Below are 20,868 nucleotides of genomic sequence, written 5' to 3'. Positions count from 1 at the left end.
GCGCATGTCTCGCATGAAGGTTGCCCTCGCCGTTCTGGCGGCCGTCGGCGGCGTGGCTCAACCCACCGCGGCCTCGCCCGCGCCCCCGAAGCTGACGGTCGACAAGAGCTTCGGCAAGGTCGCGGGCTGGTCCATCGGCTACAGCGAGAGCCTCGGCGGCTGCCTGGCGGCGGCGAGCTACGGGGACGGGACGACGCTGTGGTTCGGCTTCAACGGTGCCCGCGGCGCGTCGTACCTGGCCCTCACCAACGCCAAGTGGCGCTCGCTCGAGGTCGGCGGACAGTACGAGCTCCACATGATCGCGGGCCGCCAGAAGTGGCACGGGACGTTCACGGGCTTCGAGCGCGGCGACGCGCACGGGCTGTACCAGTCGGGACTGAAGGAACGCTTCGTGGCCGACCTGTCCGAGTCCGGCAGCATCAACGTGATCTTCAAAGGGCGGCAGATCGCCGTGCTGTCACTCGTCGGGTCCACGGAGGCGTTCGACGCCGTCATCGGCTGCCAGAAGGACGTGACGACAGCCGCCGCGAAGGCGGAGCCCGCGCCCGATAACCCGCGCAAGCTCGAGGCCGGCATGACCAGCACCGGAACCGGCTTCTACGTGTCGGAACGCGGGCACCTGCTGACCAACAACCACGTGGTCGAGGCGTGCTCGGACATCTCCGTGCAGCAGCCCGGCCATACCGCCCTCCGGGCCCGTCTCGTCGCCCGGGACGCCGCCAACGACCTCGCGGTGCTCACCACCGACTTTCCGCAGAAGGTGGTGCCGCCGCTCTCGATCCGGGCGCGACTCGGCGAGAGCGTCTACGTCTACGGCTATCCGCAGAGCAACGTCCTGGCCTCGACGGGAAATTTCACGATCGGCAGCGTCACCGCGACGGCGGGCTCGGGCGACGACACCCGCAAGATCCAGATCTCGGCGCCGGTCCAGCAGGGTAACAGCGGCGGACCGGCCCTCGACCAGTTCGGCAACGTGATCGGGGTGGTGCAATCCAAGCAGGTCGCGTTCGCCTCCGGCGACGTGCCGCAGAACGTCAACTTCGCCATCAAGTCCACGATCGCCCTCAACTTCCTCGAGGCGAACGGCGTCGAGGCGCCGATCAACGTGCGCATGACGGACCCGATGGACGGCGCCGCGATCGCCGAGAAGGCTCGCGACTTCACGGTTCAGATCACCTGCCGTTGAGGCCGGCTCTGCCGTAACAGGGCCGCTCTCCGGCAGCCGACCACTCTGGCGGCACCGCCCCGCGATGGGGGATCCCCGGTCCGCATGTGGCGAGCCTGCCACGGCCCACGACAATCACCTTGAGTTTTCGCACGCAATCTCAGCGCGCGCGTCTTAACCACTTAAGATTGTAGACACGTTAACCTGCGGGCGCGTAAGTGGAAAGCAGCGATCGTGTTCGAGAGACCCTCTGGTGCCGACCTTGAGCAGTTCTAGCGAGAACAGGCTGAGATCTACGGTAAGTATTGGACTTCTTGTGGTGGTCGGTTCTCTCTCCTGTGGCGTGTCCTCTGCGCACGACGGCGATCCGGGCGTCGGGGCTGTTCAGTCCTGCGACCGTCTCGCGAGCGCTCCGTGGGATCCGGATGCCCCCGACGCGCAGCGGACCGTCAACTTCCGGGATCTACGCGCCGGCGCGGCCGTAGCGGCGTGCCGGGCGGCGGTTGCCGAGGCCCCGCGGCTGCGGCGGCTCCATTTCCAGCTCGGCCGCGCCTACGACCGTCAGGGCGCGAACAACGATGCCTTCGAGGCCTACCGGCGCGCGGCCGAACTGGGCAGCGGTGCGGCCAAGGTCAATATCGGCATCCTCTACCAGCAGGGTCGCAGGTTCGAGAAGAGCGATGCCAAGGCGCGCGCTTGGTTCCGCGACGCGGCCGCGACGGGCATTCCGGAAGGGATGTACTGCTACGCGGTCGCCCTCGACAACGGGATCGGCGGTTCCCCCGACGCTGCGGCGGCCCGGGCCTGGTACGTGAAGGCCGCCGAGCGCGGCACCGCGAAGGCGCGGGACGCGCTCGTGCGTCTCGAACTCGACGGCACCGGCACGGGTGTGCGCTGTGATTAGCCGGCGGTCGCGGGCAGCGCGGGCGGTGCGGCCATGACCGGCGCCACGCGCTTCGTCGCCAGCCGGACGCTGGCCGGACTGGATGCCGTCCGCACCGACGACCGGCCGGTCATCGAGTCCTATGACCGGCTGCGGCGGGTTCTGCGCCAGCACGGCGGCGACGCCGCTGCCGAACTCTTCGCCGAGCCGGTCATCTCGCGCAGCAACGGGGCGGCCCCGGCGCGCGTGGACTGGTACACGAATCTCGAAGGTCCGATCCGGCTGCTGGCCGACCTCGATCCGGACAGCGCCGTCCACCTCAGGCACCGCCTCGGCGCCGCGCTGGCGGCGCTGGAGCCGGCGCTGCGGGACCGCGAGGCGGGCGCGTTCGCGGCGGCGTGCCTCAATCTCGCGGGACCGTCCGCCGTGCTGGCGGTCGGGGACGTCCCGCTCCTCGTCGACTGGGGATTGCTCCCTCAGGGATTGGCCGCGGACGAGCGCGGACGCGTGCGCCACTACGCGTCGACGCTAGGCGCGGTCGCCCCCGGTCACCTCCCCTATCCGCCGGTCGACCGTGAGGACTGGGCCGCCCGCTTCGAGCCGGCGGCCCCGGCCGGCCAGGAGGCGTCGCCCGGACCGCGGCTCGGCGTTCCCGCCCGGCCGGCTTGGCGCGGCAGCATCGCGCCGGTCGTCGCGGCCGGGATCGCGGCGGCCCTGGTCGCGCTCTCCTACGTGCCGGGCGTTCTGGTCTTCCCGCCGCTGCCCCAAGCCGTCTCGGCCGAGTCCAGGGCCTTCCAGACGGCCTGGCTCAACGGTCTTCGCCGGCGGCGCGACGCCCTCGCCGCGGCGGACGGCTTCGCCTGCCCCCGCCTCCGGACGGAACTGCCCGGGCTCGTTCCGCAGAGCCCCGCCGGCGTGCGCCTGCCCACGGATCCGGCGGCGCCGCCCGCGGCCCGCGCCGCCGTCGAGCCGTCGGCGCCACCGGCAGAATCCGGCCGGCCCGGCGCGCCGGCCACCGACGGGCTGGTCGACCGGCTGGAGCGCAGCACGGTCCTGGTCCTGGCCGGCGACGCCACCGGCTCGGGGTTCTTCGTCGCGGACGATCTCGTCGTCACCAATCGCCACGTCGTCGAGGGCGCCTCGACGCTGATGATCGCCGGGCGGCACGCCGGCGTCGCTCCGGCGACCCTGGTGCAGGTCGGCGCTCCGGGTACCCTGACCGACTTCGCCCTGCTGCGGGTCCCGCCGCGCTCGGGGGGGCGGCCCCTCGCCCTCGCGAAGCCGGGCCGCCCGCTGACGCCGGTGGTCGCGGCCGGGTTCCCGGGCCTCTATCTCGGCACAGACCCGACCTTCGCGCGCCTCCGGGACGGCGACGCCGCGGCGAGCCGCGACCTGGTCCCGGTGGTCCAGACCGGCGTGGTCAACCACCTGCAGCGCTACGACGAGGCCGCCGTGACGCTGGTGCTGCACGGGGCCGAGATCGCGCCGGGCAACAGCGGCGGCCCGCTCGTCGACTATTGCGGCCGCGTCGTCGGCGTGAACGCCTTCGGCCGCACGGACGACCGCATGCCGGTCACCGCGCGCTACGCCCTCGGCGCGGACGGTCTCGCGGCGTTCCTGGCGGGCGCCGGCGTGACCGCGGCTGTCGATGACCGTCCCTGCGATCTCCAGGCGACGCCCCGCCCGGCGGCGACCGCCGCGGCGGAGCCGGCCGAGGCTGCCGCGACGCCGCCCGCCCCGGCACCGGCCGCGCCGACCGGCCAGACGGCCCCGCGGCCGGACGCGCGGACCGCCCCACGGCCGGGGCGCGACGCCCGGCCGCCGGCACGCTGAGGGGCCGTCACCATGTCCGCGACCACGAAGCTCACCGAGACGCCGCGCCTCGGCCTCGACCCGGTCAATCCGAAGCTCGCGCAGCAGTACGAGCAGCTCGTCGACCTGCTGGCGCGCCGTCTGAGCCCGGCGCACGCCCACCTGTTCGCCGAACCCGCCCCCGTCGCGGTCGCCGGCACCGGACGTCCCGGCTTCGCGTGGTTCGCCGCGGTCGACGGCGACGCGCGGCCCGTGACCGCGCTCGATCCCGCCGCCGCCGCGACCCTGCGCGAGACCGCGGCCCGTCTGGTCGCCGAGATCAGCGCCTTCGCGGACGGCCTGGAGCGCGAGGGCGAGGCCTCGCGCGACCTCGCCCGTCTGCTGCGGGACGCGCTCGTTGTCCCGGACGCCGACCACCTGTGGTCGGTCGACGGCCAGCCGGTCCTGGTGGCCTGGGGCTACCGGCGCGCGGGCTCGGACGGCCCGGCCGTCGCGCGCGGCGCCGCGATCACGGCGAGCGCCGCGGCGGTGGAAGCGCCGGCCAGCCCCTGGGCGCCGCCGCCGGCGTCGCCGCCCGACACGGCCGGAGCGGCCGACCCGCGGCCCGGCGCCCGGCTCGCGCCCGCGCGGCGGCCATGGCTCGCGCCGATCCTCTGGCTCGTCTTCGTCCTGCTCTGCGGCGTCCTCGCGGACCGGCTCCTGCGCGCCTGCGCCGTCGGCAGCGGCGACTGGCCCGCCTGGATGCGCGCGGCGCTGCCCGATCACTGCCCCGCACCGTCGGTGGCCCTGGATCCCGACGGCGGCGCGATCCTCGCGGCGATCCGGACCACGGACGACGCCGTGCGGGCCGCCGAACTCGCCCTCACGCGCCGGGCGCTCACCTGCGACGCGAGCTGCCCGGTGCCGCCGCGCCGGGCCGCGCGCGAGGCCCCGCAGGTGATCCCGCCCGACCTCGCGCGGCGTCTCACCGGCATCGAGCGCGGGCAGGGTCTCGAACTGACGCTCGCGTGGGAGGGCGCGTCCGATCTCGACCTCCAGGTCGTCTGTCCGGACCGCACGCGCATCAGCTTCGAGCACCGGGCCTCCTGCGGCGCCCGCCTCGTGGCCGACCAGAACGAGAAGGGCGGGAGCAGCGCCAGCCGGCCGGTGGAGCACGTGATCTGGGACGACGCCCCCGCCCCCGAGGGCCGCTACGGCGTCGAGGTCGGGCTGTTCGCGCGTCACGGTGAGGCGAGGCCGGAGATCCCGTTCCAGGTCATCCTCTCGCGCCACGGCGAGGTCGTCGAGCAGCGCGCCGGCCGGATCTCGGCGGAGCGGGTCGCGCAGGCCGTTCTATCCTTCGACCTGCCGATCGCGGCACCGCCGCAGAGCGGCCCCCAGGCCCCGACCGGGAGCGCGGCCGTGCCCTGACCACCCCTCCGCCCAGAACGCCCCCCGACCCGCCGCCACGCGCCACACGAGATCCGTCTCCCGCGATGTTCGTCGATCCCGTCCCCTTCGGCCCCACGATCCGGCTGGTCCCGCACAGCGGCGTCCAGTTCGTGGAATACGCCTTCCACATCGACACGGTCGGGCGCCTGTCCCGCCGCTTCGTCGAGCGCGCGGTCACGGGCACGCCCCAGGGGGACGGGCGGCGGACCTACCGCCTGCTCCCGACCTGGAACGAGGACGACCCGGGCGCCGAGGCGGTCGAGACCGCGCGCGGCGACGACCGGGAATACGCGGTCGGCGAGCGCGGCGCCCTCGAGGTCTTCCTGGAGAAATGGACCCCGGTGCCGATGCTGCGGGTCAAGGCCGGCGTCGAGGGCGGCGAGGAACTCGACCTCGGACCGACCAACTGGGCGCGCGTGCGGATCGTCGAGGTCGCCGACCGGGCGCCGGACAGCCCGATCAGCCACCGGGTGATCTTCGCCTTCGACACCGAGCTGCTCGAGCGGCGCCCGAACCGGCCCTACACGGCGCCGTGCCTGGAGGACGCCGCCAACGAGCACGAGTTCCGCTTCGCCCATCGCTTCCGCGACATCGGCTGGTTCCTGGGTGCCGCCGGGGAGGACGAGGAGACCCGCCGGCTGGCGGGCTTCCAGGAATGGGTCCCCGCCTGGCTGCTGGAGCAGTTCCGCGAGTTCAAGGCGGCGCAGCGGCCGGACCGCCCCCTGCGCGATACGGACTTCCCGAACGCGCTCGAGCACTACGCCCGCTACTTGGTCTTCCTCGAGTACCTGCAGATGGCGGTCCGGCCCCGGACCCTGCGGCTGACCGATACGGTGACGGCCGAGCCGGCGATCCGGCCGGTCACGGTCGACCTGATCCTCGACATCGGCAACAGCCGCACCTGCGGGATCCTGATCGAGTCCCACCCGAACGAGGACCGGGTCGACCTCAACAACTCGTTCGTGCTGCAGCTGCGCGACCTGTCCGAGCCCGAGCAGGTCTACACCGAGCCGTTCGAGAGCCATGTCGAGCTGTCGCACGCCCGGTTCGGCCGCGATCACCTCTCGCGCCTGTCGGCGCGCCCGCGGGCGTTCTTCTGGCCGAGCCCCGTCCGGGTCGGGCCCGAGGCCAGCCGGTTCCGCGAGCTCGCTCAGGGCACCGAGGCGGTGGGCGGCCTGTCGAGCCCGAAGCGCTACCTGTGCGACGTCCGCCCGGTGAACCAGGAATGGCGATTCCCGGACCGCGACTACGGCGCCGACGGGACGAGCCCGCTGATCGACCGCACGATCCGGCAGTTCGTCAACAGCCGCGGCGACGTCATCGCGCAGCTCGACGCCGACCGGAAGCGCTACGGGATCCGGGTCCTGCCGGACGACCGCGTCGGCGCCTCGCGCCTGACCTTCTCGCGCTCGTCCTACTTCACCTTCATGGTCGCCGAGGTGGTCTGCCACGCCCTGTCGACCATCAACAATGCCGGGGTGCGCGAGCGCCGGCGCACGAAGGACGCCCCGCGCAAGCTGCGCCGGATCATCCTGACCCTGCCGCCCGCCATGCCGGTCCAGGAGCAGCGCCTGCTCCGGTCCCGCGCCGAGGGTGCGGTGAAGCTCATCTGGCAGCTCATGGGCTGGGCCGACAATCCGCCCCCCGGCCTGACCCAGCCCGAGGTCCACGTCGCGTGGGACGAGGCGAGCTGCGTTCAGTTCGTCTACCTGTACGGGGAGATCACCCAGAAGCTCGGCGGCGCCGTTGACGGCTTCCTGCGGCTCGTCGGCCGCCCCCGGCCCTTCGCGGAGCCCGACACCGCGCCCGGCCCCGAGATACGCCCGGAGCCGTCGGTGCGGATCGCCAGCATCGACGTCGGCGGCGGCACCACCGACCTGATGATCACGACCTACTACGCGGAGGGCAACCGGGCGATCAAACCGGTGCAGAACTTCCGCGAGGGGTTCCGGATCGCCGGCGACGACATCCTGAAGCGGGTGATCGAGCGCCTCGTCCTGCCCACGATCGAGGCGGCCCTGCGCTCGGCCGGGCATCCCGACCCGCACGCCCTGCTGCTGGAGCGCTTCGGCGGCGACCGCGCCAACATGGCCGAGCAGGAGAAGCACCTGCGGCGGCAGTTCGTGTCGCGGGTGCTGGAGCCGATCGGCCTGCGCATCCTCGGCGACGTCGAGGCGGGCGCCGAAATCACCGCCCGCCCCTTCGCCGAGTTCTTCCCGGAACGCGGCGGCCGGATCCTGCGCCGCGCCCTGCCGCAGCAGCGCCTGCTCGACTTCCTCGAGATCCCGGCCCGCGCCGGCGGCGCGGCGGACTTCGCCCTGACCGACTGCGTCTTCGAGAGCCGGGCCGACGTGGTCGGCGCCTGCGTGGTCGCGACGCTCGGCCTCGTCCTCGACAACCTGTGCGAGGCCGTGCACGCCCTCGACGTCGACGTGGTGCTGCTCTCGGGCCGCCCGTCCCGGCTCCAGGCGTTCGTCGACTGCCTCGTCGACAAGCTGGCGGTCTCGCCGGACCGGATCGTGCCGCTCCACCAGTATCAGGCCGGCACGTGGTACCCGTTCCGGGAGCGGGACAACCGCCGCATCGGCGATCCCAAGACCACCACGGCGGTGGGCGGCATGCTCTGCGCGCTCGCGGAGGGCCAGCTCACCAACTTCACCCTGTTCACCCGCCGCCTCGCGCTGCGCTCCACGGCCCGCTACATCGGCGAGCTGGAGCTGAGCGGCCAGCTCCGCGACGCCGGCCTGGTCTTCCGCGAGGTCGATCTCGACGCCACGGCCTCGGCCCGGCGCCAGGGACCGGCGATGAGCGCGAAGCTCCGGTACTACGCGCCGATGCGCCTGGGGTACCGGCAATTGCCGGTGGAGCGCTGGATCGCGACGCCGCTCTACCGCTTGCGGATGCGCGCCGGCCAGGAGGCGGCGAAGCTGCGGCTGCCCCTCGAGATCACCCTGGAGCGCAGCGGCGACGGCCGGCCCGACGACGAGGGGCCGGACGCCCTGCTGCGCTCGGAATCACTGAAGGAAGAGTTCGAGATCACCGACGCCTACGACGCGGACGGTCTCGACGTCGGACGCAAGATCGAGCTCGTGCTCGATACCCTGGCCTCGGAGCAGGGATACTGGCTCGATACCGGCATCCTCGCCCTGGATTGAGATCACGCATGTCGACCGAACATCTGGCGCAGGATTGCAGGACCACGGGTCGGCTGGCCGAGGACGCCGAGCAGTGGCTCGGCGACGCGGCCAATGCCGGCGCGGTCGGACGGGAGCGCGCGGATCTCATCCGCTACGTCCGGAAGGCGGCCAACCGGGCCGAGCGGCTGGCCCGCGCGGCGGCGCGGCCGATGTGCGCGGGCGTGTTCGGGCCGAGCCAGGCGGGCAAATCCTACCTGGTCGAGGTCCTGGCGCGTCCGGAGGACGGTGCCCTGCGGGCCCGCTTCGACGGGCACGAGCCGGTCGACTTCCTGGCCGAGATCAACCCGATCGGCGAGAAGGAGGCCACGGGGCTGGTCACCCGCTTCACGGCCGGTGCGGGAGCCCCGGCCGGGCGGACGCCGCCCGGCGCGCCGGTCCGCCTGCGGGTCCTCAGCGAGGCCGATCTCGTCAAGGTCCTGTGCAACACCTTCCTGCACGACGGCGACGCCACCAAGGAGACGCCGCCGGACCCCGAGGCCATCTCGGCGCTGCTGGCGAGCCTGAAGGCGCAGGCCCGACCCGGCACGTCGCGCTTCGGCGACGTCGCGATCGACGACCTGCAGGACTACGTGCGCGACCAGGCCCGCGGCACGCGGCCCCTCGACGATCTCGCCCGCTACTGGGACGAGGCCCGCAGCTTGGCCGGGAGCCTCGACCTCGACGGGCGCGCCCGCCTGTTCGCGCCGCTCTGGGGCGGCCACGCGGCCTTCACGGCCCTCTACCGCCAGCTCGCGGAGGCGCTGGAACGCCTCGACCATCCGGAGGAGATCTTCGCGCCGCTCGCCGCTCTGGTGCCCCGCGAGGGCAGCATCCTCGATGTGGCGACCCTGGCGGGTCTCGGGGCCGCCCGCTCGGACGATACCCTGACGGTGCACGCGGCCGGCGGCCGGGCCGTCACGCTGGCGCGCGCCACGGTGGCGGCGATCACCGCGGAGCTGCGCATCGAGATCGCCGACACGCCCCGGGCCTTCCTGCAGGAGGCGGACCTACTCGACTTCCCCGGCGCCCGCAGCCGGCAGAAGGTCGATCTGACCCACTTCCTGACCGCGCACCCGGACGCGCTGAAGGAGACCTTCCTGCGCGGCAAGGTCGCCTACCTGTTCGACCGCTACGTCGCCGAGCAGGAGCTGACAGCGATGATGCTGTGCGTCCGCCCCTCCAACCAGGAGGTCGTGACGCTGCCCGACCTCGTGGAGCGCTGGATCACGCTCACGCACGGATCGAGCCCGGAGGCGCGGGCGCAGCTGCCGAACCTGCTGTTCCTCGTGCTCACGTGGTTCGACAGCCACTTCGTCGACAAGGCCGGCGACGTCGGCCAGGATGCGGGCCTGCGCTTCCGCAACCGGATCGAGGCCTCGCTGCTCGGATTCTTCGGGAAGGCGCACACGTGGCCGCGGCAGTGGATCCCGGGCGCGCCGTTCCGCAACACCTACTGGTTCCGGAACCCGAACTACCCGGCGGAATCGGTCATCCGCTACGACGGGCGGCGCGAGGTGGCGTTCCTGCCCGAGAAGCAGGAGCGGATCGCCGAGCTGCGCGCCGGCTTCGCCGCCCTACCCGAGGCGACCGCGCATTTCGTGGATCCGGGCCGCGCCTTCGACGAGGCCCTCCGCCTCAACGACGGCGGCGTGAGCTACCTCGTCGAGAACCTGTCGCGGGTCTGCCGACCGGCCCTGAAGGCGCAGCAGATCGCCTCCCGGCTGGAGGCCCTGCGCGCCGAGATGCGGGAGCGGCTCGCCCGCTTCCACGTCGCCCTCGACATCGAGACGCGGCTGGCCGAGCGGCGCGAGGCGGCCGGCCAGGTCTTCGACGCGCTCGACGGGGTCGTGGCGGCCGGCCAGTTCGGCTCGCTCCTGCGGGCGCTCATGGTGGACCCCGCGGCGCTCGCGCACGCCCTGCACGGGGCCGAGGGCGCGACCACCGAGGCCGCGCTCCCCGTCGCGGCGCCGCGCATCGCCCGCCCCGGGGCGATCCCGCGGCCGGGCGCGGCGCCGACGCCCCGGGTCGAGGCGTCGAGCCCGGGCAGCGACCGGGAGCGCGCGATGGCGCGGGCCGTGGTCGCCGCCTGGATCGGGGCCTTGCGCCGCACGATCGAGGCCGAGGACTTCGCGCGCCGCTTCGCCGTCCCGCTGACCGCCCTGGAGATCGTGGTCAGCGAGCTGATCGTCCTGGCCCGACGGGCCGATATCGAGGGTGGCATCGCGTCCGACCTGCGGGACCTGGCGACCGTCGAGCGCTCCGAGCAGTCGACGGTCAAGCTCGCGCTTATCGCCGCGACCCGCCTCAACCGGCTGACCGGCAGCCTCGGGTTCACCCTCGTCCCGCCGGCCGGCGAGCGCCCCGCGATCCAGGACGAGGCGGGGGATCGGGTCGCCTTCGCCCAGCGGCCGGTCAGCTACGATGCCCGCAGCATCGGGCAGGCCCCCGCGACCTTCGCCCATACCTACGCCACCGACTGGTTCCACGGCTTCTACCGGGTCGTCGAGGACAACGCCAAGAGCGCGTCCGGCGTCACGGTCGACCTCGCGCAGAACGCCCGGATCGGCGCGATCCTCGCCGGTCTCCAGGCGCGTGCCGCCTGACCGCTTCGCCCGCTCCACCCGCTTGCCCCGCTTTGCCCAAGAAGCCTTCGCCATGACGATCCGCATCACCGAGGACGAGGACGAGTCCGGCGGCTACGCCTTCATCGATCTCGGTCGCCCGCTGGCGTCGCCCCTGCTCTCGTTCCGTCGCCAGGATACCGAGCCGCGGCATCTCGGGGCGGAGGGCTGGCAGCCGGAGGTCGCGTGGCTCGCGCCGCTCGCGGTGACCGAGCGGGACGGGCGGGCCGTCGCGCGCTTCGGCCCCAACGTCGTCGACCGCATCGAGGAGCTGGTCCCGATCGAGATCGTCGCGCAGGACGGCACCTCCTTCGGCGTGGTCGCGTGGCCGACTATCTCGCCCGCGCCGTCCGGCGGGGGCATCCTCGCCGGCCTTCCGGCACCGGCTCCGACGCTGACCCGGGACGGGACCGGCGGTCCGGCCGTCCCGGTCGCCGAGGCCGTGCCGGTCCCGGAACCGGGGCCGGCCCCGCCGCAGGACGCCGCACCCGCGGCTCCGCCGGCGCCCGAGCCGCCCGCGCGCAAGAGCCGGCTGCTCTGGCCGCTGGTGGCGCTGATGCTCCTCGCGCTGGCCGCGGGCGGCGCCTACCTGTACCGCGACCAGCTGCCCGACCTCGTGGCCCGGCGCGAGGCGCCCCCCCAGGAGCCGGGCCCGCCGCCCGCGCCTCCCGAGCCGGATTCCCGCCTGACGGCCGCTGAGTTGCGGCAGCGCTACGCCCGCCTCGTCGACGAGCGCGCGCCGGCCGGCGCTTTCCTGGCGCTCGGCGAGACGGCGCTCGCCTCCCGGCAGGGGAGCGCGGCCTTCCGCGCGTTCGAGGAGGCCGATCCGGTCACGAGCGCGGACGCGGCCTGGCAGCTCGCGCGCTTCTACGACCCCGGCAACGCCGACGCGGCGTACCGCGAGGCGGCGCGGCCCGACATCGTGCGGGCCGCCTACTACTACGCCCTGTGGCGCAACCGCTCCCCCCGCCACACCGAGGCGCTCCGGGCGCTGTGCGAGGGCAACGCCGCCAGCGACCGCCTCCGGGCGATCTGTCGTCCCTGATGGCCCCGACGCACCCCACGATGCCCGTCCGCCCGCGCGTTTCACCCCCTCCGATGCCGAGGATCCCCGACATGGCCCCGCCCGCCCGAACCGGCCGTCGCTGGAGGCGCCTGGCCGCCGCGACCGCGCTCGGTGTCGCCGCCGCCACCGGCGGGCACGCGGCCTCGCCCGGCCTGACGGTCCAGGCCGCCGCCGCGCGCAGCAGCGCCGTCACCGGGCAGCGGATCGCGCTGCTGATCGTGCCGCAAGCCGCGGCGTCCGGCGGACGGGCGGCGACGGCCAACGCCGACGAGGAGGCCTATCGCAAGCGCCTGCGCGACATCGGCTTCGAGGTGTGGACGGTCGGCCCGGCCGACCGCCCGCAGCTGGATCGCGGACTGCGCGAGGCCGTCGGCCGCCTGCCGGAGGACGCCCAGGTGGCGGTCTTCGCCCTCGGGCCGACCATCGGCGGCGCCGACGACGTCTATCTCCTGCCGCAGGACACCCCGGCCGACGCCGGACAGCGCCCGGGCCTGCTCGACAGCGAGGGCGTGCGGCTGAGCGACGTGCTGCGCCGCGTCGCCCGACGCCGGACCCGCGAACTCGTCGCCGTGATCGACGAGTGTCAATCCGCGGCGGGCGGGCGTTGCGACTTCGATGCCGCGGCGGGGACTTCCGGGGCGAGCGTCATCGGCGCCGAGCGCGCCGGCCGCCGCACTGCCTCGGGCGCGCCGCTCGCGGGCCGCGCCTCGCTGCGCGATCCCATGCTCGCCGCGATGGCGCAGGAGGGCGAGACCTTTCTGCAGTCGCACGAAACTCTGAAGCGGGGCCTCGCCGGCAGCGATCTGGAACCCCGGGCGAGCGGCGCGCTCACCACGTCGTTCGCCTTCATCCCGCAAGGGTTCTTCGCGGGCCTGCGGACGGAGTGCAACAAGATCGACCCGAATGCCGAGCCGGCCGCGCTGCGCGGGGTGAATCTCGATGCCGCGATCCGCGGCTGCGAGGCGATGACGGGGACCTATCCCTATGCCCGTCCCTTCGAGGACCGGCTCCAGGCGGGGCGGGAGCAGCGGGCCTATCAGCGTGCCGTCGCCTCCTGCGACGATCCCACGGCCACCGCGAGCTACAGCGCGTCCTACCCGGCTGGGCGCTTCCGCGCCCTTGTCGACACCTTCGCGGTCGAGTGCGGCCGCACGCGGGATCGCCAGGACGAGGCCCGCCGCCAGCAGGCGGACGAGGCCCGGCGTCAGGAGGAGGACAGGCGGAGACGGCAGGAGGAGATGGATCGGCAATGGGCCGACGCCCGACGCCAGCGGGAGCAGGACGAGCAGCGCCGCCTGGAGGAGGAGCGGCGCCAGCGTGAGCTGCAGCAGCGCACCACGGTCGGAAGCGCCTCCGGCTGGACGCTGAACTACTCGACCAACCTGCTCGAGATCTCGCCGCTGGCCAACGACCAGTACGATCCGCAGAAGCAGACCTACACGACGATCTGGCACTCGCGGCAGCACGGCGAGCAGGTCGTGATGTACGTGCAGGTCAGCCCGAACGAGCGGTGCGGCAGCGCGCAACAGTTCATCACGGAGCAGATCCGGCCGCGACGGAGCCAGATCAGCCGCGCTCAGGAGGTCAATACCTCGCCGGTCCGCGCCGGGTTCGTGCTCGAAGGTCGCGGCACCGCGGTCGCGCAGAACAGCTTCGACGACAGAGGCTTCTACGACTTCGCGACGATCCGGCGCGACGACCGCAGCACGATCACGAATATCGGCGGCCGTTTCCCCGCCGAGTTCAGCGACCTGTACCGGGCCGAACTGCTCCGCATGATGAACTCGATGCAGCTGCCCAACCGCGACGTCTTCAACAATCGCTGCGGCTGAGACCGATGGGCCGCCCGAGAAGCCGGAAGCAGGACCGATCGATCATGCGCGCACCCTTGCTCGCCCTCACCGCCTGTGTGCACGCCGGCCTGATCGCCGCGATGGCGCTCCCGTGTTCCTCCGCTCTGGCCGATCCCGCACAGGATTGTCGGTCCGGGAGCCCGGAGACGCGCGTCGGCGGGTGCAGCCGCCTCCTCGCCGAGGCCCGGACGCCGCGGCAGCGGGCGATCGCCCTCGATGGACGGTGCTGGGCGCATATCGACCGGGGCGCGTTCGCGGACGCCCTGACGGATTGCAACGGCGCCATCCGGGCGGACGATCAGTACCCCTACGCCTTCCACAATCGCGGGGTCGCCTACGCGGGCTTGCAGAACCCGACCGCCGCGATCGCGGACTTCAACCGCGCGCTGGCGATGCGGCCGACCTTCTCGAACACGCTCATCAATAGGGCGAAGGCTAATGTCACGCTCGGAAACACGCAGGCGGCGATTCGAGATTACGAGGAAGTTCTTCGTCTGAAGCCCGACAACGAAGAAGCCAAGAGTGCCCTGAACGTGCTGCGCGGAGGGGCGAGCCCGTCCGTGTCGCTCAATGCAACCAACTCGCTCTGTGGCAACATTGGATGCAACTGATCACGCGAAAGATACTCTATCGAGACTGCGTGCATCCACTCGCATAGCCTGAAAGACGCCCATCCGAACTATCAACTCCAGGCATGCCGCGGCGGCGCGATCCCGTTCAGCACGTGGTTGCCCACGTGGAAGGACTTCCAGCGGACGGGATCGTGCAGGGTGTGGGTGCGGGCATTGCGCCAGTGCCGGTCGAGGTTGTCCTCCGCCAGCACCGAGCGCGTGCCCGCGAGCTCGTGCAGCTTGTTGGCGGCCGACAGCGCGATCTCCGTGGTCAGCACCTTGGCTTCCGCCACGGCGATCGCGGCCTCGGCGACCTCCGCCTCCGTCGGATCGTCCAGGATCCCGTCGATCGCCCGCCCGGCCCGGGCCAGCAGGGCCTCGGCGGCCCGCAGCGCCACGACGAGCTGGCCGACCTCGCGGATCGTCAGGGCATCCTCGGAGGCGCGGTCCCGCCCGCTGTCGATCCACGGTCGCGACCGCGTCCGGACGAAGCGGATCGTCTCGTCGAAGGCGCCGCGCGCGATCCCGAGATCGACCGCCGCCTGGATGAACTGCGAGACCGGGCCGTTCGAGGACGGTCGCTCCCCGCCCTTCCAGGCGGGGATCACCGCCTCGGGCGCGACCGCGACGCCGCGCAGCGCGACGTCGCCGCTCGCCGTGGTGCGCTGGCCGAATCCGGACCAGCTGTCGGTGACCGTCAGACCGGGGGCGCCGCGGACAACGATGGCGAGGTGGACGCGGCCCTCCGCGTCGACCGCCCCGATATGGATGAAGTGGGCGAACAGCGCGCCGGTCGCGTAGAACTTGTCGCCGTCGACGACGAAGCCGTCGCCCTGCGGCCGGAGCGCGGTCTCGAACGCGCCGACATGACGGCTGTTCTTCTCCGAGAAGGCGTTGCCCAGGCGGTAGCCCCGCAGCACGCGGTCGAACCACAACCGCTTCTGCGCCTCGGAGCCGGTCACCCGGATGACGTCGAGGGCCGCGAAGTGGTTCTGCGGGATCTGACCGATCGACGGGTCGGCCGCCGAGATCAGCGCGATCACCTCGCCCAGCGTGGCGAAGCCGACGCCCGCGCCGCCGTACGCCTCGGGCACCGTGATTCCCCAGAGGCCCGAATCGGAGAAGCGGTCGAGTTCCGGGACCGGCAGGCGCCTGTCGCGATCCCGCGCTGCCGCGCCGACCGCGAAATCCGCCGCCAAGTCGCGCGCGATCCGCAGAGCCTCCGCCTCCGTGGTGATCCGATGGGCGCGGGGCTGCGGTACGGGCGGCGCGGCTGTCGTGATGGCGGCTCCGAAGGTGGCGGGGCGTCGGGAACAGGCCGGGAGACGCCCCATGGAAGGCTGCACCGCCCAGGCGAAAGCAAACCCGCCGCCGAGTCAACGTTTGACCGCGTAAAAAACCTCTTACCTTAAGATGATTTACCGATCTCACCACAATCCTGACGGCCCCCAGGAGCATATCCGTATCAACATAGGCGGATCTTCGGAAAATCTATTCTCTCAACGCGCGCAAAAAACGTCTTGATCGTTCGGATCACGTCGAGCGATCTTTCAGCACCGCGCTGAAGCGGTCAATCTTCGGAACCCATCCATGTCCGACATGTCTTCGTCCCTGTCGCGGCGCGCTCTCATGCAGGCGGGAGCGGCGCTGGGCACGGCGGTCCTGCTGCCCGGGACGGCGCGGGCCGCGGAGGCCGCGGCAAGTGACGGCACCCTGTCGCTCGAGGGCAGGACCATCGCGATCAGCGTCGCTGGCACCGACCATTTCTTCGACCTCAAGGCCTATCAGGCGCAGGTCGAGACCGTGAAGGAACTGGGCGGCACCCCGATCGGCCTCGATGCCGGGCGCAGCGACAAGGCGCTGGTCAGCCAGCTGCAGACCCTGGTCACCCAGAAGCCCGACGCCGTGATCCAGACGCTCGGGACCCTCGCGGTGGTCGATCCGTGGCTGAAGAAGCTGCGGCAGGCCGGGATCCCGGTCTTCTCGGTGGACCTGCCCTCGACCAACGTCATCAACACCGCGACCTCGGACAACTTCTCGCTGGGCGCGCAGCTGGCGCTGCAGCTCGTGTCCGACATCGGCGGCCGGGGCAACATCGTGGTGTTCAACGGTTTCGCCGGCGTTCCGGTCTGCGAGATCCGCTACACACAGCTGCGGACCGTGCTGAAATACTACCCGGACGCGAAGATCGTCCAGCCCGAGCTGCGGGACGTGATCCCCAACACGGTGCAGGACGCCTACGGGCAGATCACCGCGCTGCTCGCCAAGTATCCCGAGCCGGGCTCGATCGCGGCGATCTGGTCGGCCTGGGACATCCCGCAGCTCGGCGCCACGCAGGCGCTGATCGCGGCCGGGCGCACGGAGATCCGCACCTACGGGGTCGACGGCACCCCGGAGGTGCTGGCGCTGGTCAAGGACCCGAAGGCGCCGGCCGGCGCCGTGGCGGCGCAGCAGCCGACGGTGATCGGCCGCACGGCGGTGCTCAACGTCGCCCGCTACTTCGCGGGCCGGACGAACCTGCCGTCCCAGACCTTCGTGCCGGCCATCGTCGCCAACAAGGCGAACGCCGCCGAGGTCCAGCGGCAGCTCGGGCAGGCCTGACGCGCGAAGATCAGGCCGAGAACCTCCATGACGACCTCCGCCGTGCCGCCGGTCCTCACGATGCAGGGGCTGGTCGCGACCTTCGGGCCGACCCGGGCGCTGGACGGCGCCTCCCTCACGGTCGCGCCGGGGACGATCCACGGGCTGATCGGCCATAACGGCGCGGGCAAGTCGACGCTCATCAAGGTCCTGGCCGGGCTCGTGACGCCGCAGGGCGGGACGATCGCGCTGGACGGCGCCCCGGTCACCGAGATGACGCCCGAGGGCGCGGAGACGCTCGGCATCGCCTTCATCCACCAGGAGCGGCTGCTGGTGTCGACCGCCACCGTGGGAGAAGCGCTGTTCCTCGGTCGGGAATCGGCGGGCTCCCGCTTCGGAATCTTGCGCGGCAGCCTGCAGCGCCGGGCCGAGGCGGCGCTGGAGCGCTTCTTCGGCATCAGCCTCCCGAAGGGCGCCCTGATCCGCGATCTCTCCACCGCGCAGCAGCAGATCGTGCAGATCACCCGGGCGCTGCTCGCCGAGCCGCGGATCCTCGTCTTCGACGAGCCGACGGCGGCGCTCGCCCAGCGGGAGGTGGAGCATCTGTTCGCCGCCATCCGCCGGCTGAAGGCGCGGGGGCTGACCACGCTCTACATCTCCCACTACCTCGCGGAGATCGAGCAGCTCTGCGACGCCGTCACGGTGATGCGCAACGGGCGGGACGTCGCCCATGTCGATCCGCGGCAGGTCCCGGCCGGCGGCCTCGCCCAGCTGATGATCGGCCGCCCGGTGACCGACCTCTACCCGCGCCAGCGCGCCGCGCCCGGCGCGCCCGTGCTGGCGCTGGCGGGCGTCGGTGCGGGCGCGGCTTTGCGCGACGTCTCCTTCACCCTGCGCCGCGGCGAGGTGCTGGGTCTGACGGGCCTGCTCGGCTCCGGCGCCAAGGAGCTTGTCCAGGCGCTGTTCGGCCTCGCGCCGATCACGGCCGGCACCGTGATGGTCGATGGGCAGGCCGCGCGCCTGAACTCTCCCACCGAGGCCGTGCGCCGGGGCATCGCCCTAGTGCCGGAGGATCGGCGCGCGCACGGGGTCGCGCTCGATCTCGGCATCCGCGAGAACCTGACGCTGGCGAGCCTGGCGCGGCTCAGCCGCTGGGGCTGGCTCGACCGGGAAGCGGAGCGGCGCCGGGCGCAGGACCTCATCGGGGCGCTGCAGGTCGAGGCCGGCGGCCGGGACGCGCCGGTGCGGACGCTGAGCGGCGGCAACCAGCAGAAGGTCGTGCTCGGCAAGTGGCTCGCGCGGGAGGCGCGCCTCTACATCCTCGACGAGCCCACGGTCGGGGTCGACATCGCCGCCAAGGCCGAGATCTACCGGCTGATCGCCGACGCCGCGGAGCGTGGGGCCGGGATCCTGCTGCTGTCCGCCGATCTCGACGAGCTGCTCGGCCTGTGCGACCGGATCCTCGTCCTGTTCCGCGGGACGATCGTCGCGGAGCACACCGCTGCCGGCACTGATGCCGGGACCCTGCTCCAGGCGGCCCTGACCGGCGGCGTCACGGGGGTGGCCCGTGCCGCCTAGCGCTGGTCCCGATCGGGTCAGGACGGGGTCGATGGATGTGCCCGTGCCGAGCGGGGCTCTGGTCCCCTCTCCCGCACGGGAGCGGGGGCACGTCGTGGCTCGTCCGTCTCTCACCGCGCCCGCCCCTGAGACCGTCCCGGCATCCCGGATCGCGCAGGCCGTCCAGGCCGCCGTAGGCCTGCGCGGCGCAGGCGGCCGCCTGCTGGTCCTGGCCGTGCTTGCGGTCTTCGCCCTGCGGGTGCCGTCCTTCCTGGCTCCGGCCAATCTCGGGCTGATCCTGTCCCAGTCGGCGGTGCTCGGCATCCTGAGCCTCGGCCTCACGCTGGTCCTGATCACCGGGGGGACGGACGTGATCGCCGGCGGCATCGACCTCTCCCTCGCCGGGACGCTCGGCCTGTCGGCCGCCACCTTCGCGAGCCTCAACCAGGCCGGCTACGGCGACCCCGCCTGCGCGGCCGCCGCCCTCGGCACGGGCCTCGCGGTCGGCCTCGTGAACGCGGGGTCGATCCTGCGGCTGCGGATCCCGCCGCTCCTGGCGACGCTCGCGGTGATGAACATCTGCGCCGGGCTCGAACTGGTGCTCACCGAGAACACCACGATCCCCGCGTCCTCGCCCCTGATCGACGCGCTGGGTGGCACCGGCCCGCTGGACGTGCCGGTCCTGGGCTGGCTCCTGCTCGCCCTGGCGCTGGGTCTCGCCGCGCTGCTGCGCGTGACGCCGCTGGGCCTCCGCGCCGAGGCGGTCGGCGGCCACCCGGCGGCGGCCCGGGCGGCCGGCATCGCGACGGGGCGCTACGTCGCCGGATCCTACCTCGCGAGCGGGCTGCTCGGCGGCGTCGCGGGGATCGTGTCGGTGGCCTTCCTCAACAGCGCCACGGGCGGGTCGTCCGAGATGCTGCTACCCGTGGTGGCGACCGCCTTCCTCGGTTTCATGGTCTCGCGCCGCTTCGTGCCGACGATTACCGGCACGCTGCTGGCGACCCTGTTCCTCGGCAGCCTGACCAACGGCTTCCAGCTGCTGCACGTCTCGACCTACTGGGTGAACGGGATCGAGGGTGCGCTGATCGTCGCCGTGGTCGGGGTCGGGCGCGTCCGGGGGCGCGTCGCATGAGCCTCGCGCGAGCACGGCCGTCCCGGCCGATCCCGTTGGCGGAGCTGCTGCGGTTCGGGCTGCCGGCCATGCTGGCCCTGGTGCTCGCCGTGTTCTCGGCCCTGGCGCCGGGCTTCCTCACGGTGGCCAACGTCACCGGCGTGCTGGTCAACAGCGTGGCCCTGACCGCGATCGTGGCGCTCGCCATGACGCTGGCCGTGGCCTCGGGCGGAACAGACCTGTCGGTCGGCACCGCCGTCGATCTCGGCGGCCTCGCCTTCATCGCGGCGGTGAGCGCCGGCCAGCCGGTCGCCCTGGCGGTGTTGTTCGGGCTTCTGGCCGGGATCGGCACCGGGCTGTGCAACGCACTGCTGATCGCCCGGCTCGGGATCACCCCGTTCCTCGCGACGCTCGGCACCCTGTTCATCGGCCACAGCCTGCAGCAGCTCGCCACCGACGGCGGCAATCCGCTCTACGTCCCGGCCGGCCGGATCACCCCGGCGCTGGCCTTCATCGGGCACGGCACCGGCCTCGGTGTCCCGCTCGCCCTGTGGCTCGTGCTCGGGCTGGGCGTCGGCATCGGGCTGCTCCTCGGGCGCACGCGGTTCGGCCGTGAGGTCCTGGCCGTGGGCGTGCAGGCACCGGTCGCCCTCTATTCCGGCCTGCCGGTGCGGCGCATCCTGGCGCTGATCTACGGGGCGAGCGGTGTGATCGCGGCGCTCGCCGGCATCCTGCTCTCGGCGCACGTGAACGCCTACGTGCCCTACGCGGGCAACGCCTACCTGCTGGACAGCATCGGCGCGGCCTTCATCGGGACCGCGCTCAGCCGCACCGGCCGGGCCAACGTTCCGGGCACGCTGCTCGGCGTCGCGCTGTTCGGCTTCACGACCAACGGCCTGCTGCTGATCGGCTGGAACTTCTACTGGCAGCAGGTCGGAACCGGGGTGCTGATCCTCCTGACCCTGATCCTGGCCTTCGCGGGCCGGGGCCGGTCGGGCTGAG

At 72.9% G+C, this 20,868-nt stretch carries 14 protein-coding genes; 13 read left to right on the top strand and 1 reads right to left on the bottom strand.

Annotation, left to right across the window (positions count from 1 at the left end; genetic code table 11):
* Positions 1 to 4 precede the first annotated feature (4 nt).
* The 9 genes from LOK46_RS30110 to LOK46_RS30070 all read left to right on the top strand — a co-directional run bounded on the left by LOK46_RS30110 (position 5) and on the right by LOK46_RS30070 (position 14,618).
* Complete coding sequence (locus LOK46_RS30110) at positions 5 to 1,186, top strand: S1C family serine protease (RefSeq protein ID WP_273565015.1); 1,182 nt, start codon at positions 5 to 7, stop codon at positions 1,184 to 1,186.
* A gap of 232 nt (positions 1,187 to 1,418) precedes the next feature.
* Positions 1,419 to 2,069: a tetratricopeptide repeat protein gene (locus LOK46_RS30105; RefSeq protein ID WP_273565014.1), complete on the top strand. Its 651-nt coding sequence runs from the start codon at positions 1,419 to 1,421 to the stop codon at positions 2,067 to 2,069.
* Between the two features lie 33 nt (positions 2,070 to 2,102).
* The gene (locus tag LOK46_RS30100) at positions 2,103 to 3,881 is read left to right on the top strand and encodes a trypsin-like peptidase domain-containing protein (RefSeq protein WP_273565013.1); all 1,779 of its coding nucleotides are present in this window, start codon (positions 2,103 to 2,105) and stop codon (positions 3,879 to 3,881) included.
* A gap of 12 nt (positions 3,882 to 3,893) precedes the next feature.
* Positions 3,894 to 5,270 carry a hypothetical protein gene (locus LOK46_RS30095; RefSeq protein ID WP_273565012.1) on the top strand — a complete coding sequence of 459 codons (1,377 nt, stop codon included), beginning with the start codon at positions 3,894 to 3,896 and terminating at the stop codon, positions 5,268 to 5,270.
* Between the two features lie 65 nt (positions 5,271 to 5,335).
* Complete coding sequence (locus LOK46_RS30090; protein WP_273565011.1) at positions 5,336 to 8,446, top strand: virulence factor SrfB; 3,111 nt, start codon at positions 5,336 to 5,338, stop codon at positions 8,444 to 8,446.
* 8 nt (positions 8,447 to 8,454) lie between these two features.
* Positions 8,455 to 11,070, top strand: a complete 2,616-nt coding sequence (locus LOK46_RS30085) for a virulence factor SrfC family protein (protein ID WP_273565010.1) — start codon at positions 8,455 to 8,457, stop codon at positions 11,068 to 11,070.
* 52 nt (positions 11,071 to 11,122) lie between these two features.
* Positions 11,123 to 12,133, top strand: coding sequence for a hypothetical protein (locus LOK46_RS30080; protein ID WP_273565009.1), 1,011 nt, complete (start codon positions 11,123 to 11,125; stop codon positions 12,131 to 12,133).
* A gap of 71 nt (positions 12,134 to 12,204) precedes the next feature.
* Positions 12,205 to 13,986 carry a hypothetical protein gene (locus LOK46_RS30075; protein WP_273565008.1) on the top strand — a complete coding sequence of 594 codons (1,782 nt, stop codon included), beginning with the start codon at positions 12,205 to 12,207 and terminating at the stop codon, positions 13,984 to 13,986.
* 56 nt (positions 13,987 to 14,042) lie between these two features.
* A complete protein-coding gene (locus tag LOK46_RS30070; RefSeq protein ID WP_273565007.1) occupies positions 14,043 to 14,618 on the top strand; it encodes a tetratricopeptide repeat protein in 576 nt (191 codons plus the stop codon).
* 71 nt (positions 14,619 to 14,689) lie between these two features.
* Here LOK46_RS30070 and LOK46_RS30065 read toward each other — a convergent pair whose 3' ends face one another.
* Positions 14,690 to 15,952 carry an SfnB family sulfur acquisition oxidoreductase gene (locus LOK46_RS30065; RefSeq protein ID WP_273565006.1) on the bottom strand — a complete coding sequence of 421 codons (1,263 nt, stop codon included), beginning with the start codon at positions 15,950 to 15,952 and terminating at the stop codon, positions 14,690 to 14,692.
* Between the two features lie 256 nt (positions 15,953 to 16,208).
* On the opposite strand from LOK46_RS30065, the gene LOK46_RS30060 reads away from it, so the two are divergent.
* Genes LOK46_RS30060 through LOK46_RS30045 form a run of 4 tightly spaced genes read left to right on the top strand, consistent with a single transcriptional unit; the run spans position 16,209 to position 20,867 of the window.
* Complete coding sequence (locus tag LOK46_RS30060; protein WP_273565005.1) at positions 16,209 to 17,219, top strand: sugar ABC transporter substrate-binding protein; 1,011 nt, start codon at positions 16,209 to 16,211, stop codon at positions 17,217 to 17,219.
* Positions 17,220 to 17,246: 27 nt separating this feature from the next.
* Positions 17,247 to 18,776: a sugar ABC transporter ATP-binding protein gene (locus tag LOK46_RS30055; protein WP_273565004.1), complete on the top strand. Its 1,530-nt coding sequence runs from the start codon at positions 17,247 to 17,249 to the stop codon at positions 18,774 to 18,776.
* 31 nt (positions 18,777 to 18,807) lie between these two features.
* On the top strand, positions 18,808 to 19,887 hold the full coding sequence (locus LOK46_RS30050; RefSeq protein WP_443192922.1) for an ABC transporter permease: 1,080 nt from the start codon (positions 18,808 to 18,810) through the stop codon (positions 19,885 to 19,887).
* Entirely contained in the window at positions 19,884 to 20,867 is a 984-nt protein-coding gene (locus LOK46_RS30045) for an ABC transporter permease (RefSeq protein ID WP_273565002.1), read from the top strand. Before LOK46_RS30050 ends, LOK46_RS30045 begins: the two co-directional genes overlap by 4 nt.
* The last annotated feature ends 1 nt before the right edge of the window (position 20,868 follow it).

The sequence above is a fragment of the Methylobacterium sp. NMS14P genome, from assembly GCF_028583545.1.
Classification (GTDB): Bacteria; Pseudomonadota; Alphaproteobacteria; order Rhizobiales; family Beijerinckiaceae; genus Methylobacterium.
The sequence above is the reverse complement of the archived record's forward strand: the minus strand, read 5'-3'. Positions and strand labels throughout refer to the sequence as shown.